The sequence below is a fragment of the Pseudomonas sp. Irchel 3F6 genome (genome assembly GCF_900187595.1).
Lineage (GTDB): Bacteria > Pseudomonadota > Gammaproteobacteria > Pseudomonadales > Pseudomonadaceae > Aquipseudomonas > Aquipseudomonas siliginis.
The window spans coordinates 215,510-231,060 of record NZ_FYDP01000003.1; the positions used below are offsets into that span (position 1 = coordinate 215,510).

At 59.0% G+C, this 15,551-nt stretch carries 13 protein-coding genes; 7 read left to right on the top strand and 6 right to left on the bottom strand.

The window, feature by feature from the left end:
* Positions 1-225: 225 nt before the first annotated feature.
* The 4 genes from CKW30_RS12640 to orn all read right to left on the bottom strand — a co-directional run bounded on the left by CKW30_RS12640 (position 226) and on the right by orn (position 5,442).
* Positions 226-2,745 carry a leucine-rich repeat domain-containing protein gene (locus CKW30_RS12640; protein WP_143497952.1) on the bottom strand — a complete coding sequence of 840 codons (2,520 nt, stop codon included), beginning with the start codon at positions 2,743-2,745 and terminating at the stop codon, positions 226-228.
* 185 nt (positions 2,746-2,930) lie between these two features.
* The gene (locus tag CKW30_RS12645) at positions 2,931-3,956 is read right to left on the bottom strand and encodes a hypothetical protein (RefSeq protein WP_095180966.1); all 1,026 of its coding nucleotides are present in this window, start codon (positions 3,954-3,956) and stop codon (positions 2,931-2,933) included.
* A 177-nt stretch (positions 3,957-4,133) separates the two neighbouring features.
* The gene (locus tag CKW30_RS12650; protein ID WP_177342722.1) at positions 4,134-4,748 is read right to left on the bottom strand and encodes a trimeric intracellular cation channel family protein; all 615 of its coding nucleotides are present in this window, start codon (positions 4,746-4,748) and stop codon (positions 4,134-4,136) included.
* Positions 4,749-4,899: 151 nt separating this feature from the next.
* Positions 4,900-5,442 (bottom strand): oligoribonuclease, encoded by a 543-nt coding sequence (orn, locus tag CKW30_RS12655; protein ID WP_016771957.1) that lies wholly within the window; start codon positions 5,440-5,442, stop codon positions 4,900-4,902.
* 107 nt (positions 5,443-5,549) lie between these two features.
* Between orn and rsgA the strand changes: the two genes are divergently transcribed.
* From rsgA to CKW30_RS12670, 3 genes are all read left to right on the top strand, one after another.
* Positions 5,550-6,581 (top strand): small ribosomal subunit biogenesis GTPase RsgA, encoded by a 1,032-nt coding sequence (gene rsgA / locus CKW30_RS12660; RefSeq protein WP_024011360.1) that lies wholly within the window; start codon positions 5,550-5,552, stop codon positions 6,579-6,581.
* Positions 6,582-6,894: 313 nt separating this feature from the next.
* Complete coding sequence (locus CKW30_RS12665) at positions 6,895-7,854, top strand: caspase family protein (RefSeq protein WP_095180967.1); 960 nt, start codon at positions 6,895-6,897, stop codon at positions 7,852-7,854.
* Positions 7,854-8,339, top strand: a complete 486-nt coding sequence (locus CKW30_RS12670) for a toll/interleukin-1 receptor domain-containing protein (RefSeq protein WP_041480739.1) — start codon at positions 7,854-7,856, stop codon at positions 8,337-8,339. Before CKW30_RS12665 ends, CKW30_RS12670 begins: the two co-directional genes overlap by 1 nt.
* A 59-nt stretch (positions 8,340-8,398) precedes the next feature.
* On the opposite strand, the gene motB is transcribed toward CKW30_RS12670, so the two are convergent.
* Both motB and motA read right to left on the bottom strand, forming a co-directional pair.
* Entirely contained in the window at positions 8,399-9,439 is a 1,041-nt protein-coding gene (gene motB, locus CKW30_RS12675; RefSeq protein WP_095180968.1) for a flagellar motor protein MotB, read from the bottom strand.
* A 3-nt stretch (positions 9,440-9,442) separates the two neighbouring features.
* Positions 9,443-10,294 carry a flagellar motor stator protein MotA gene (motA, locus tag CKW30_RS12680; RefSeq protein WP_024011357.1) on the bottom strand — a complete coding sequence of 284 codons (852 nt, stop codon included), beginning with the start codon at positions 10,292-10,294 and terminating at the stop codon, positions 9,443-9,445.
* 166 nt (positions 10,295-10,460) lie between these two features.
* Here motA and CKW30_RS12685 point away from each other — a divergent pair, with 166 nt between their 5' ends.
* The 4 genes from CKW30_RS12685 to CKW30_RS12700 all read left to right on the top strand — a co-directional run bounded on the left by CKW30_RS12685 (position 10,461) and on the right by CKW30_RS12700 (position 15,551).
* Positions 10,461-11,999 carry an HDOD domain-containing protein gene (locus tag CKW30_RS12685; protein ID WP_095180969.1) on the top strand — a complete coding sequence of 513 codons (1,539 nt, stop codon included), beginning with the start codon at positions 10,461-10,463 and terminating at the stop codon, positions 11,997-11,999.
* Between the two features lie 42 nt (positions 12,000-12,041).
* Positions 12,042-12,857 (top strand): thiosulfate sulfurtransferase, encoded by an 816-nt coding sequence (rhdA, locus tag CKW30_RS12690; RefSeq protein WP_076565369.1) that lies wholly within the window; start codon positions 12,042-12,044, stop codon positions 12,855-12,857.
* A gap of 18 nt (positions 12,858-12,875) precedes the next feature.
* Positions 12,876-13,736 carry an archaetidylserine decarboxylase gene (gene asd / locus CKW30_RS12695; RefSeq protein ID WP_095180970.1) on the top strand — a complete coding sequence of 287 codons (861 nt, stop codon included), beginning with the start codon at positions 12,876-12,878 and terminating at the stop codon, positions 13,734-13,736.
* A gap of 66 nt (positions 13,737-13,802) precedes the next feature.
* Entirely contained in the window at positions 13,803-15,551 is a 1,749-nt protein-coding gene (locus CKW30_RS12700; protein WP_095180971.1) for a molecular chaperone, read from the top strand.

Below are 15,551 nucleotides of genomic sequence, written 5' to 3' on the forward strand. Positions count from 1 at the left end.
TCAACATTATCTTTAATAATTCACACAGATGCTAATAACTTCAAAAAATGCGATCTGCATGTTACGAGATTCAACACTAAGCCCTTCGCCCCTTTGATTCTGGCCCACGATGGCCTGTTACCCCTTCCGAATTCAATCAACCCGAACCGGAAGGGGAGTCGGCGAGTAGCTTATGTTTGCCAAATCATGTTGGCAGCGTGATCGATCCGTTACTTTCGACAACACTCAGTCGCTATCTGGACCTGTCGAAAATCCGCTCTCCGATGACTCACTATCGGAATCAAAATCTGAAACTGCTTCTTCCGTTTGGATTTCCACTTTCCGGTCCATACTGGAATTTTCAAGGTATTGATTAATCCGCCGCATCGACTCGTCACTCAGCGGATTGTTCAATAAACCAACATATAGATCTTGAGTATCCGGAATATCGAACAAATCGCCCCCTACGTCTGAGATATTATTATCCTGTAACGCCATGACCCGAAGATCTCCCAGCCTGTCTATGCCGGAGGGTAGGCTGGAGAGATTGGCGTTATATAGCATCAACTCGGTTAAACCTGTCATGAAGCCTACATGCGGAGCAACTGTCAGAGGGTTGTTGGCCAGATTCAACAAAGTGAGCGTCTCGATCCTGGACACACCTTCAGCCGTCGCTTCAGATAATTCAAGCGAACAATCGTCCAGTACCAGTTGACGCAACTGGCGCATTTGGAATATCCCTGACGGGAAGTCCTCCATTTTTATGCCAGTGACCATCAAATATTGAACATTGGGAAAACTGTCAAAAAAAGCGCCGATGCGTGCGCCTGGCGTTTCCACAGTCAATATCAACTCTGTTACATAGTCGAACCTGGCGGATAATCTTGGTAACTCACCAGTAAAATCGACATGATGGGAAAAATGATAGTCACCGTAACCCCACCTGGAAACCGACTTGCGTCGCCAGATATCTTGCAGTTTTGCGCTAAATTGCTCGCGAGCCGGGCGCTGTTCTGCGATCTGCATTGCGTCCTGCGAAGAGTCCGCTTGGGTCGATAATCCTTCCGCACTCCAGATCGCCAATTCATTGCGCAATATTGCGAGGTCTGTCTCCAGGCGCGCTAAAACTGTGGACGGCTCAGATCCCAGGCGCTCGGAAACGAACGCGGCCAACTCCTTGTCATCAAGTTGCGGATAGAGGCTACGGACACGTTCCACAACGGATCCTGTCAACATCGGGTTGACATCGCCGCCGCCTCGCAGCCCCGCTTGCGCGTATTGGGCGCTGGCCGGAACAGCCGTTACCTGCACCGGTGCCAGTCCCAACAATTCGCTCACGCGTTGGCGCGACGGCAATGGCTGTGCGCGTACCAGTTGCCGCAGCGCCGCACCACCGCCCTGCGCTACACCGAGCAACTGGCGCTGCCCGGGCAGTAAAAGGCGCCAGACGGCGGCATACAGATCCATCCGATCCTGAGGGGACGCGATGCCGCTGCGTTGGATAACGTAGCCTTCATGCTGACGAATCAATATGTGCCGCACTGGCGATCGAGCATCGCCAATAGCACTCAATGACTCACCCTCTGACGCTTGCAGACGAATCTCGATACGAATCTGTCGCGGCCACTGATCAAGCTGCCCGAGCATCTGCAAAGCCAGTTGGTCACTGTCCAGGCTGGCTACCGCATCCAGATAGATTCCTTCGCACGCCCTGGCGAGACGCACCTCGCGTAGCGCCACCAGCGTTTTTTCTGCCATGTGCCGCGGCATTCCCGGCCGCAGGCGCAAATGCCTGTGGTCGGCGGCACTGGCCTCTCGCCACAACGCCTGAGCAATCGTCTTGGGCAGATGAGGAAAAATCCGTCGCATCTGCAACGTATTGTCATCGCAATCGAGTTCGAACGCCCGCTCGCTCTGCTCAAAGAGCAAAGCGCGGGACTGTTCGATAACGCGCTCGCTCAGATCAGTTGCCTGTAGCGTTAACAAAGCCTGCAGTTGTGAATCGGCTTGCGCACGCACGGTCGGATCGGAATGTTGCACTTGGGTGATGAACTGGCGGATCTTTTGATCGAGGGCGAAGCGCCTCGCAGTGTCCTGCAGCAATGCCAGCGAAGCGGGATGAATGTCGGACCTGTGCGCCATCATCGCGTCGACGCCGCTCACGGCAAATATGCGTTGGGTCATCAGTGGAGGGAAATCCTTTATTGAATACTCCGTGCCGGGAAGCTCTGTCGTGCGATTTTGTCCGGTAAAGACAGTTGCAACTGGATTGGCCGACTCAGGATCATCCAGCGGATGCCACAAACGGCACTCGCTGTCAGGCCTCAACAGCGGACCGGAAGGATGCAGTTCTCTGGCATGTGTGGCGCGAAACAGGCCGCTCTCGGGGTCTCGGACCACTTGTACGATGTGATTGTCAGCGACGGCAACATACTGACGCTGCTTCATGATTGCGATGCCCCATGCATCGGTCTTGTCGAGACGCTCTTGCGTGGGTATCCAGTAGTTCTCCAGCGAATTCCTTGCGGACACACTTGCGAACTCGTCGATCGTGGAATATTTCGGCCTCGTGCTCACACTGATGACAGGCATCACTGCAAGCGAATCTGAAGAAGATGGCGAAGGCAAGGGTCCCTGATGATGTGCAACAGTCGAATGCGGCATTGTCGAAGACGGGTTCAGAGCCCGGGGCAGGCCATCCCCGCTGGACTCGATGGGTCTGGTTGGGGCAGATACAGGTTTGATTTTCGGCGGTTTGCCAGTCATGAATGCTCATCCTTGAGGAGTGGTGACGCTGGCCACACATCGCTGCGGGGCCAGCGCAAGACATCAGATAAAGCACTTTCGTGCATATGCCTGATCATCGAACATGGCAGCTTATCTGCAGCCGCGATGCCAAACGCATATACAGCTACTACATCCCAAGACATTGCATCAATGGATGATGAAACTCAGCCTCGCTGAAGAGACAAATTGCGCTCATAAAAACTCACGCGAATCGCCAACTTATGCCCGGTACCATATTCATCGATAGCGATAAAGTAGAGGACACTTCCATATTTTTGCGCACCGGTATTTTCCGAGTATTCGGATAACGCCTGCACAATAGTGAGTTCTCCGTCGCTTTGCGTATTTACTTTGTAATGCTTGTGATTCCATGTTTGCGCATCGCCGGTGAAAGCATATACAAACGGATCACCCCTATCAGGCAAGGTGACGGTCACACTGGTTTTTTCGGGACGGACGAAAATGCACTTCATATAATTGGTTTTGATTTCGTTAAGCCTGTTCCCGCCCGCAAAATCGAGGTTTTCGCCCTCTTCAGCCCCCTCGACCATCCAATCGACCAGGCGGATTTGCTTCCCGTCCGGGTACAGCCCCAGATGGTACTTCCAGATACGATTACCAGGCGACTCATTACCAATCCTGTTCTGATACAACTGAAAGACTCCATATGTCGCGGGCTTTTCAGCCTCCAGAGTCACGCTGCTGTAATGAACACTGGCAGGGGTGGTTCCGTTGCTCAAAATCCTCTCCCCGTTGAGAGACAGGCGCGCACCGACCTCAGTCGTTCCGGCGCTCGACGAGGAAACCCAGAACGTACGCACCTGTGGATGAACGCTGTCATTCTCAAGATCATCATCGTGCCTGTCCAAGGCATCCGGTGCAGGCCGTGCCTCACGCGTAAACCGCCCTTGGACTGCGCTCGCGACCCAACCATCGCGCAAGGTCTTGCCGGTCGCGTAATGAATAAGCTGGATGCTTTCCAGTACATCTTCCGGTACATGCACAGCGTTGCCGTCGGCGTCTACTCCGGCAACGAGCACCTGAACTTTGACTTGCATCCGGCCATTAGCAAAAAGTGCCCTGCTTTGAGTGTTATCACTGGCGTCAAACTTGACCTTCAGACTGGACAACCCCACAAGAACGGGCGAAGTGTTTTGTTGATTACCTGTAGCATCCATGCTTTCACTCATAATACAGCTCCTCTGTGAGAATATAACTTGATAGTGACATCGAAAACATGTCAGCAAAAAAAGTTACATACCCACCAAGAAAATATCAAAGTGAAAAGTGTAAGAAATATGCGTGCACCAGCCGCCGGCAACTCATATGCCTTTAAACCAGCCTCCAATACACCAACGCAAGAATGATCAATGTTCGTCGTTATAGACGAACTTCGGCATTTCCCAATGGAAACGGATGGCCAGCAGACGTAACAGGAACCCGCCAAACAAAGTGATCAGGATGGCTTGTTCGCCCGGCACATTTATATAAAGACAAAACATGTAGCACCATGCCGCAGCGAATGAAACACTGGCATAAAGTTCGCGGCGAAATATCAGCGGAATGTCATTGCAGAAAATGTCGCGCAGGATGCCGCCGAACACACCGGTGATGACGCCGCTGACCGAGGCCACCAGCATGCCGTGGCCCATTTCCAGCGCTGTCATGCAACCGATCAAGGTAAATGCCACCAGCCCCACCGCGTCGAGCACCAGAAACAGCGAGCGCAGGTGACGCATCCAGCGTGCGGCAAACACCGTAAACATCGCCGCCACCGAGGTCAGCACCAGATATTCCGGGTGTTTGACCCAGGTCAGCGGGTAGTGCCCGAGCAACACATCGCGCACTGAACCGCCACCGAGCGCGGTGATGCAGGCGATCAGCACCACGCCGAACCAGTCCATGCCTCGTCGTCCGGCGGACAGCGCGCCAGTCATGGCTTCGGCGGTAATGGCGATCAGATATAGCATCAGCAACATGATGGCAGTCCAGGCAGGAAGGCGCGCAGTCTAGCCATTTCGGCGCCGCACCAGAAGAGGGCGCGCCTCTCGCGAGCCGGCTCGCGTCCACATAAGCCGCATTCCATGTGGGAGCGAGCCTGCTCGCGAAAGCGTCAGGGCTGATGCCGCCGCATCAGAACTTGATGAAGTGCTTGCGGTAGTGCTGCAGCTCGGCGATCGATTCGCGGATGTCATCCAAAGCCAGGTGGGTGCTGCCCTTCTTGAAGCTGTCGCGCACATCCGGCGCCCAGCGCGCGGCCAGTTCCTTGAGCGTGGAGACGTCGAGGTTGCGATAGTGGAAGTAGCTTTCCAGCGCCTTCATGTGGGTATAAAGGAAGCGACGATCCTGGCAGATGCTATTGCCGCAGATCGGCGACTTGCCCTTCGGCACCCACTTTTCCAGAAAGGCGATGGTCTCAGCTTCTGCCTCAGCCATGCTGATGCGGCTGTCGCGCACACGCTGGGTCAGACCGGAGTTGCCGTGGGTGCGGGTATTCCACTCGTCCATGCGCGCGAGCACTTCGTCGCTATGGTGGATGGCAATCACCGGACCTTCAGCCAATGTGTTCAGCTCACTGTCGGTAACGATAGTGGCCATTTCGATGATGACATCGTTGTCCGGGTCCAGACCGGTCATTTCCAGGTCGATCCAGATCAGGTTCTGCGGGTTTTGCATATTCGGGCTCCTAGGCAATGCTGCGCAGTTTAGCCTAGGCCGGTGGCCGGGCGTGCTAAACTCGCGGCCGTTTTACCTAATCGCTGCATTCTTCAGACGGAACACCCATGGCCAAACGCCAACTCAATCGTCGTCAAAACTGGCGCATCGAAAAGATCCAGGGCGAGCGCGCCGCACGCGCCGCCAAACGCGAGTCCTCGGCGGTCGAAGCCCTCGAGGGCGGCGACCTTGGCCCAGAGCAACACGGCCTGGTGATCGCCCACTTCGGCGTGCAGGTCGAAGTCGAAGCCGTCGACGGCGAACTCGCCGGTCAAGTGTTCCGCTGCCACTTGCGCGCCAACCTGCCAGCGCTGGTCACTGGCGACAAAGTGGTCTGGCGCGCCGGCAACCAAGGCATTGGCGTGATCGTCGCGCAACTGCCGCGCAGCACCGAACTGTGCCGCCCCGACAGTCGTGGCCAGCTCAAGCCGGTTGCCGCCAACGTCGACATGATCGTCATCGTTTTCGCGCCGCTGCCCGAGCCGCACGCCAACCTGATCGACCGCTATCTGGTCGCCGCCGAACATGCCGGTATCCGCCCGCTTCTGCTGCTGAACAAATTCGACCTGATCGACGAGCAGAACGCCCCGGCGCTGAACGCGTTGCTGGCGGTGTACCGCACGCTGGGTTATCCGGTGCTGGAAGTCTCGGCCCACCACGGCGACGGCATGGAGCAACTGCAAAAGCAGCTCGACGGGCGCATCAGCGTGTTCGTAGGTCAGTCCGGCGTCGGCAAGTCGTCGCTGGTCAACAGCCTGCTGCCGGAAGTCGAAACCCGCGTCGGGCCGTTGTCGGAATTGTCCGGTCAGGGCACGCACACCACCACCACCGCGCGCCTGTTCCACTTCCCTGGCGGCGGCGAACTGATCGACTCCCCGGGCATCCGTGAATTCGGTCTGGGCCACGTCAGCCGCGCCGATGTCGAAGCCGGTTTCATCGAGTTCGATGACCTGCTCGGCACTTGCCGTTTCCGCGACTGCAAGCACGACCGCGAACCGGGTTGCGCGCTGCTCAAGGCGCTCGAAGATGGCCGCATCCAGCAGCAACGGATGAACAGCTATCGCTCGATCATCGCCAGCCTGCCCGAAAACGGTTATTAAACAGTCGCGCCGGCAGCCCCGCACCACGGGCTGCCGGTTGTCGGACCGCATCTGAATCAGCTCTCCCCCACTTAAACATAAGCCTCTGCTGTAGGCTTTTGCGCGGCTGCTTGCAGGACCTTTCTGTTTTGCCGCGCAGACCTTGTAGGCCTGAGCCAGCGGCCTACATTCCTTTCCTCCTTCGCTCACAGCGACCTTCGAGGAAAGCCATGCCAACCTGTGTTTTATTCATCCGCCATTCGTCTCGCTACATCCACGCGTGCAGTGCCCACAGCATCGTCGGCGCGATCCGCCTGCACACGGTGGTATGAGCATGCGCAAGGCACTGTTCATCGGCATCAACGATTACACGCATATCGGCGGCCTGAGCGGCTGTTGCAACGACGCCATGGCCATGGCTTCGGTGCTGAAAACCAATGCCAACGGCGACCCCAACTTCAAGAATGTCGTGTTGACGTCCGCCGAGGATTATTTGAGCCGGCAAAAACTCGAAGACCAGATCCGCGAGTTGTTTTCCGGTGACTGCAACGTCGCTCTGCTGTATTTCGCCGGCCATGGCGGTTTCGACGCCGACACTGACGAAGGCATGCTGATACCCCAGGACTACCGCAACGCCAAGGACGGCATCCGCATCAGCGACATCCTGAACTGGGCGGACAAGGCCACGCGGATCAAAAACAAAGTGATCATCCTCGACTGCTGCGAAAGCGGTTCGGCCGGCGAAGTGCGCGCCCTGCGCAGCGAGAGCAGCATGGTCAGCGAGGGTATGACGATCCTCACCGCCTGCAAAAAAGCCGAGCCGGCGCTGGAGGGCGCGCAGCACGGCGTGTTCACCGGCCTGCTCCTGCAAGCGCTGCATGGCGGCGCGGCGAATATCCTCGGCAAAATCACCCCCGGTAGTCTGTATTCCTTTGTCGACAACGCCCTCGGCGCCTGGGAACAGCGTCCGGTGTTCAAGACCAATGTGTCGCAGTTCATTTCCCTGCGCGAAGTCTCGCCGCTGATCCCCAAGGAGATCCTGCGCAAATTGCCCGACTGGTTCGCCGAAGCCGAATCGGTCTACCCGCTCGACCCCAGCTATGAGCCCACCGAAAAGGCGTTCGTGCCTGAACATGGCGAGGTCTTTGCCCAGTTGCAGAAGTGCAACCGCCACAGCCTGATCGAGCCGGTCGACGCCGAGCACATGTACTACGCCGCCATTCACTCGACCGGCTGCCGCCTGACGGCACTCGGCGCCTATTACCGCGAACTCGCCCTCAAAGGACATTTCTGATGCCTGTCTTCATCAGCTACCGCCACATGGATCGCGCCCATGCGATCGCCATCAACACCCGCCTGACCCAGGCGAAGATCAGGACTTACCTCGACGTACTGGATCCGGAATCGCAGACCACCGACGACATCACCGGAGTCATTACCCGCAACATCACCGAGTGCACGCATCTGCTGGCGGTGGTGTCGGAGACAACTGCACTGTCGTGGTGGGTGCCGTTCGAAATTGGCGAGGCGACGATCAGCAATCGGCGGATCTGTACGTTCAAGACCGGACCTGCGCAACTGCCGATCTATCTGGACAAATGGCCGAAGCTGAGCACGGCCAGCGATCTGGATTTCTTTATCGATGCGTATCGTGATGAGGTGTCGAACAAGCGGTCGATGGCGCTGGATTCGATCAGCGAATCGGTCAAAGGGGCTTACAAGCGCGATGCAGAGATGTTTCATGAACAGTTGAAGAACCGGATTCGTCGGGGATTCTGAGACTGTGCCGGCCTGTGATAGCCACAAAAAAGCCGACATCACTGTCGGCTTTTTTTCACTCACTGCTTCGGCGCAGGCGCCGCCCCACCCGGCTCAGCCGGTTTCGGCGCCGCATCGTCAAACAGATTCAACCGCTCGCGCAACTCGTGAGCCGGCACTGGCTGTTTGTCCGCCGGCAACGCATTCGGATCAACCGGGGCTGCCGGAGCAGCACCGTTCTGCCCCTGATCTGCCGGTTTCGCTGCCTCAGGCCCCTGCGCACCTTCGATGGCGGCCTGGGCTTTTTTGGTCAGTACGACAATGTCGATCCGGCGGTTGACCGGGTTGAACGGATTTTCCCGATCGAACAACGCCGACGAGGCATAACCGACCACCCGCGCCACCTGCTCATCCGGATAGCTGCCCGCGACCAGGGCACGGCGAGCCGCATTGGCGCGGTTGGCCGAGAGCTCCCAGTTGCCGTAGTCGCCAGTGCCAATGTACGGCTTGGCGTCGGTGTGGCCGCTGATGCTGATCTTGTTCGGCACCGCTTTGATGGTGTCGGCCATGGCCAGCAGGATGTCTTCAAAGTACGGTTTCAGGCGTGCGGACCCGGAGTCGAACATCGGCCGGTTCTCGGCGTCCATGATCTGGATGCGCAAGCCGTTCGGGGTGATTTCGAAGAGGATCTGATCCTTGAACTTCTGCAGTTGCGGGTTCTCGTCGACCTTGTTCTGCAGTTCTTGCAACAGCAGCTCGAGACGCTCCTTCTCGACTTGCTCGGCCATGCCTTCAACCTGATCGGTGTCGACCGTGACCTTGTCCGGTTGCGGCTGCGACTTCACTTCCGGGTTGAGGGTGTTTTCCGGCGCCAGGGTCGGCGTGCCACCCAAGTCGATGATGTACGGCGTGCCGCTTTCGGAGAAGCCGACCGGGTCCTTGAAATAACCGGCGATGGCGATCTTCTGTTCCGGCGTAGCGGTGGACAGCAGCCACAGCACGAGGAAGAACGCCATCATCGCCGTGGCGAAGTCGGCGAAGGCGATTTTCCACGCCCCTCCGTGGTGCCCGGCGGCAATGCGCTTGACGCGCTTGACGATGATCGGCTGATTATTTTCCATGACTTAGCGACCGCGAACCGCTTGTTCCAGCTCGGCGAAGCTTGGACGGTGCGCCGGGTACAGAACCTTGCGCCCGAACTCGACCGCCAGTGACGGCGGCATGCCGGACGCCGAAGCCACCAGCGAGGCCTTGATAGCTTCGTAGACGTTCAGTTCTTCCTTGGCATCGTGGGCCAGGGAATGTGCCAGCGGGCCAAAGAAACCGTACGCCGCGAGAATACCGAAGAAGGTACCGACCAGTGCCGCACCCACGTGCAGACCGATCGACGCCTGGTCGCCCTCGCCCAACGAAGCCATGGTCACCACGATACCGAGTACCGCCGCAACGATACCGAAACCGGGCATGCCGTCGGCGATGCCGTTGACTGCGTGCGATGGGTGCTCGAGGTCTTCCTTGAGGCTGTACAGTTCCATGTCGAACAGGCCTTCCAGTTCGTGCGGAGCCATGTTGCCGGAGGACATGATGCGCAGGTAATCGCAGACGAACGCGGTCATGCGTTCATCCTTGAGCACCGCCGGGTACTTGGCGAAGATCGGGCTCGCGGCGGCATCTTCGATGTCGCCTTCGATCGCCATCATGCCTTCACGGCGGCTCTTGTTGAGGATTTCGTAGATCAGCCCGAGCACTTCCAGGTAGAAGGTGTGGGTGAAGCGCGAACCGAACATGCTCAGGGATTTCTTGAGCACGTGCATCGTCATGTAACCGGGGTTGGCCTGGAGAAATGCGCCGAGGGCCGCACCGCCGATGATCATCACCTCGAAGGGCTGGATCAGAGCGGCAATCTTGCCGTGGGAGAGCACGTATCCGCCGAGCACGCTCGCGAATACGACGATGATGCCGATAATTTTAGCCATAGGTAGAAGGTACTTGTTTAAGTCGGGTTCAAGGTCATATTCGGAAGTTAAAAAATCTCTTCTTCTACTTATCGGCAAAACTGCGCCAGACTATAGCCAGTTCAGGCGAAAAGCCAATTTAGCCCATGCCGGGCGCGTCTACAGTCAGTGAAGATCTCGTCCAGACATGGCTAATGAAACGAACATTCCATCGGTAATACCGACCACGCTCCAGGCTTGGGTCAAGCTGCTCGACAGCGTCCGCCTGCCCGTACCACAAGAGGCTCACGACAAAGTCTGCCGGGCGATCCGCGACAATCGCAGCTCGCTGCGCGACATCGCCGATCTGATGCAGGACAGCCCGGCGCTGGCCTTGAGCGTCATCCGTGAGGCGAATCGTCACACCCACGGCACCATGGCCGCGCCGGCGGAAAATCTTGAGGTGGCAATCAATCGCCTGGGCCTTGCCCGCACCGAAGAATTGCTCGCGCGCCTGCCCGCCGAACCGCACCGGCAAATCCCCAAGGCTTTGCGCCAATTGCAACTGATCAGCCAACACGCGACACAACAGGCCAACGGTTTTTTTGCCAGTCGCCTCGCGCGGCTGTGGCAGGACATTCATTGGGGCAGCTTGCTGTTTTTGTCGCCGCTGTGGCCCTTGGCACTGACGTATCCGCAGTTGCTCGAAGAGTGGGAACTGCGCGTGATCCACAAGGGCGAGTCGGCACGTGTGGTCGAAAAGCAATTGTTCGGCGTGCGCCTGTTGAAGATCGCCGAGGCACTGGTCCACGCCTGGCATCTGCCGATCTGGGTCGAGCAAGGCTACAAATTGCTGCTCAGCGAACAACGCGAACTGGTCAAAGTGCTGCGCATCGCCCGCGACAGTGAACACCCGCTGCGCCAGCAGAATCGCCTCGACGATGACCCGACATTGCGCCGCTGGCTCAACCAGCCGGCGAATACCGTGCTGCTGGCCAATGGGCTGGCGCTGTCGGCGCAACAGGCCTGGGACAGTCCGCACAGCAAGCGCTGGCAGTACCTGACCAGCCTCTATCTGCAGATTTCCATGGACGAAGTGCAGCAACAGTTGCACCAGCAAGCGGCGAACAGCGCGCGTCAGCATGCGATGCCCGATTTGTGGCACCCGGCGGTTTCGCTGATCTGGCCGTGGGGCACTCGTCGCTTGCCGGCCGGCATGCTCCCGGCAGCAGCGCCGAATGCGGATGACTTGGGCCAGTGGCGTCGGCAATGCGCCGAACTGCTCGCCGAACCCAGCCGCTTCACCAATGCCATGAGCCTGACCGTCGCCGCCCGCGAGGCACTGGTGGCCAGCGGCATGCGCCGGGTGATAATTCTGATGGCCGACCGCACGCACTCGACCCTGCGCGTACACCAGACCGCCGGTTTGCCGAAGGATGCGGCGGCGCTGAGTTTTGTCGTCAGCCAGAGCAAAGTCCTGCAACGCCTGCTCGCTCAGCAGGCGCAGGTGCGGATCACGCCGGAGACCAACGCACAATTCTCGGCCTTGTTACCGGCGAGCCTGCGCACGCTGTTTCGTGGCGAACATCTGTTTCTGCGTTCGCTGGTCAACAATGGTCGGGTGATCATGATCGTCGTTGCCGATCAGGGCGGCGGCCCCTTCGCCGACATCACTGTGCAAGCCTTCGGCAAAACCGCGCAGTGCATCGAAAAAGCCCTGCACAGCTTTAGCAGCCGTGGCCAATGAGCCTGCGCTACAATCCTCCCCTTTGTGCTCTGGAGACCTCACATGTCTGACTTCTCTGGCTTGCCGCTTGTCATCGAGCCGAGCGACCTGCTGCCGCGTCTGGAGTCCCCGGAACTGATCCTGGTGGACCTGACCAGCCCTGCCCGGTATGCCGAAGGTCACTTGCCCGGCGCACGTTTTGTCGACCCGAAACGCACCCAGCTCGGCCAGCCACCGGCCCCCGGGCTGATGCCGGCGAAGGCCGATCTGGAAGCGTTGTTTGGTGAGCTCGGTCATCGCAAAGACGCGGTCTACGTGGTGTATGACGATGAGGGCGGCGGCTGGGCCGGGCGTTTCATCTGGCTGCTCGATGTCATTGGCCACGACAAGTACCACTATATAGACGGTGGTCTTCCGGCCTGGCTGGCGGACGGCATGCCCATGTCGATTCAAGTGCCGGCCGCCGTCGGTGGCCCAGTGTCGCTGACCCTGCACGACGAACCGACCGCCACCCGCGAATACCTGCAAAGCCGTCTCGGCGCGGCCGATCTGGCGATCTGGGACGCGCGTGGGCCGCTGGAATATTCCGGCGAGAAAGTCCTCGCCGCCAAGGGTGGCCACATCCCCGGTGCGGTCAATTTCGAATGGACTGCCGGCATGGACCAGACGCGTCAGTTGCGTATCCGCAGCGACATGCCGCAGATCCTCGAAAACCTCGGGATCACCAAGGACAAGGAAATCATTACCCACTGCCAGACCCATCACCGGTCGGGCTTCACTTATCTGGTGGCCAAAGCCCTCGGTTATCCGCGGGTCAAGGGCTACGCCGGTTCCTGGGGCGAATGGGGCAACCACCCTGACACGCCAGTCGAGATTTAAGGTTTTTAAGGACAACTAATGAAAGAGCGTCTGTTTATCCTCAGCCAGTACCTGCTGCCGCATCACCTGCTGTCGCGTCTGGCCGGCTGCATCGCCGAATGCCGCGTGCGCTGGTTCAAGAATGCCTTCATCCAATGGTTTGCCAAGCGTTATCAAGTGGACATGTCGCAAGCGCTGGTCGAAGACCTGACCGCTTACGAGCACTTCAACGCCTTCTTTACCCGCGCCCTGAAAGACGGCGCGCGTCCACTGGACGAGACCCCGGGCGCGATCCTCAGCCCGGCCGACGGTGCGGTCAGCCAGCTCGGCCCGATCGAGCACGGTCGTGTGTTCCAGGCCAAGGGCCACAGCTTCAGCGTGCTGGAGTTGCTCGGCGGGGATGCGGCCAACGCAGCGCCGTTCATGGGCGGCGACTTCGCTACCATTTACCTGTCGCCTAAGGACTACCACCGCGTGCACATGCCGCTGGCCGGCACCCTGCGCGAAATGGTCTACATCCCGGGCCGCATTTTTTCGGTGAACCAGACCACTGCCGAAAACGTCCCGGAGCTGTTCGCCCGCAACGAGCGCGTGGCGTGCATTTTCGACACCGAACGCGGGCCGATGGCCGTGGTGCTGGTCGGTGCGATGATTGTCGCTTCGATCGAAACCGTGTGGGCCGGTCTGGTCACGCCACCGAAGCGCGAGCTGAAAACCTTCCGCTACGACGAAGCCGCACGCGCACCGATTCATCTGGAAAAAGGCGCGGAACTTGGGCGCTTCAAGCTCGGTTCGACGGCGATCGTGCTGTTTGGCCCGGATCAGGTGAAGTGGGCGGAAGAGCTGGTGGCCGGTTCACCCGTGCAGATGGGCCAAGGTCTGGCACTGCCAAAAGCGTGACTCTGTTCGCGGAAGCAGCCGAGGCTGCTTCCGCAAACTGCGGCATTTGCTGCTATGGTTTTGCTCATGAGCCAGACCAACTTTTCTCCCAAGCTGCGCGCTCCGACTCCCACGCAAACACGCCTGTCGTTCTGCGACGCCAGCCCGCGCGACCTCAAGCGCTGGATCGCCAGCCTGCCCAAAGCCAACATCGGCGAAACCGCCCGCCTGCTGTATCAAGGCCTCGGCGAACTGAACCTGTTGCTCACTCCCAGCGACAATCGCCTGCAATTGCTTGAGCTGCTGCGGCCCGAGGTGTATTTCGTCTGCCAGCATCTGGAACGGCATTTTCTGCATCAGGCGATCATGCTCGACGAGCGTTCGCGCAAAGTCAGCAACCTGTGTCAGGCGCTGCAAGGTCAGTTGGCCATCGGCTATAAACAGATCGTTCTGCGCATCCTGCCCAAATACAGCAAGGATCGCGCGACGTTGGTCGGCACCGCCTTGCAACGCGCCGCGCATGCCCTCAAGGCGCAACTGGTGCGCGCCACGCAGCTGTACAGTTCACCGCCGGAACACGTGTGGTTCGAATTGCATCAGCTGTATCGCAGCGCGGCGCAATTGCAGCTGCAACAACGGCGGCTGCGCGATGATCTGACGTTTTTGACCAGCGAACTGAGCGTCGAACAGACCTACATCGCCGCACTGCTATTGGGCAGTGCCCGTTGCAATCAATTACGCCAGAGCCAGATTGCTCGTCTGGCCGAGGTGATCGAGCCATGGAGCGCCCTGCTCAAGCTGCATCCCGATAGCGCCGACGACGGCTTGTTTGCGGTCAGTCCGGAACTCGATGTCGGCCCGCGCTACCGCAAAATGTTTCGCAGTGAACAACAGAGCGCGCTCCTGGGCTTCGACCCGCAGCCCTTGGTCAAGCAGCTCGAAACGCACCTGCTGCAGCAGCCGACTTCGCCCCCCCTGCCTGTTTCCGCCGGTCTCAGCATCGATACCCTGCAACATCTGCACGCGACCTGGGGCCAGGCTGCCGAACGCAGTTTTCAGCGCAGCGCCGGCCAGGGCACATTGACCGTGTGCGTCGGCATGAGCGCCCTGCACTTCTACCTCGGCGGCGAGCGCACCTTCAGCGAGTTGCTCAAACATCCCGGTGCCCGCGCGGCAAATTTCAGCAGCGTGGTGGCCAACGGCGAAAAGGACAGCTGGAGTCAAGCGTTCGACGCCGCACCGCAAGGCAACGATGAGCTGTTGCCATACGAGGAAATCCAGTACGACCAATTAGGCGAGGACGAAGGCCGCGACAATGCGCCGAACTATCCGACTTACGCCTTGCCGGTGATCAACCATAGCCCCGGCGGCTATTGCCTGGCCTGGCCGAGCGAGGTGCCGGCGGAATTGCAGGCCGGGGAAATGCTCGGCATTCAGGACAGCGAGAGCAAAGGCTGGAGCATTGCGGTGATTCGCTGGATTCGCCAGGTGCGCGGCAGCGGCACACAGATGGGCATTGAACTGGTCGCGCCACACGCGCAGCCGTGCGGGCTGCAACTGGTTCGTTCCAAGGACGATCACAGCCATTATCTGCGCGGTTTGCTGTTGCCGGAGATCAGTGCGATCGATGTGCCGGCCACCGTGCTTGCGCCGCGCCTGCCGTTCCAGGAAGGCAACAAGGTGTTGATCAACACCCAGGGCGAAGAACACCGCGCCGGGCTGGATCGGCGGGTGGCGAGTACGCACAGCTTCAACCAGTTCGCCTACCGCTCGCTGGATCCTGCGCAGAATGGCGGAGGTGAGGAGGATTTTGATTCGTTGTGGAATTCGCTCTAG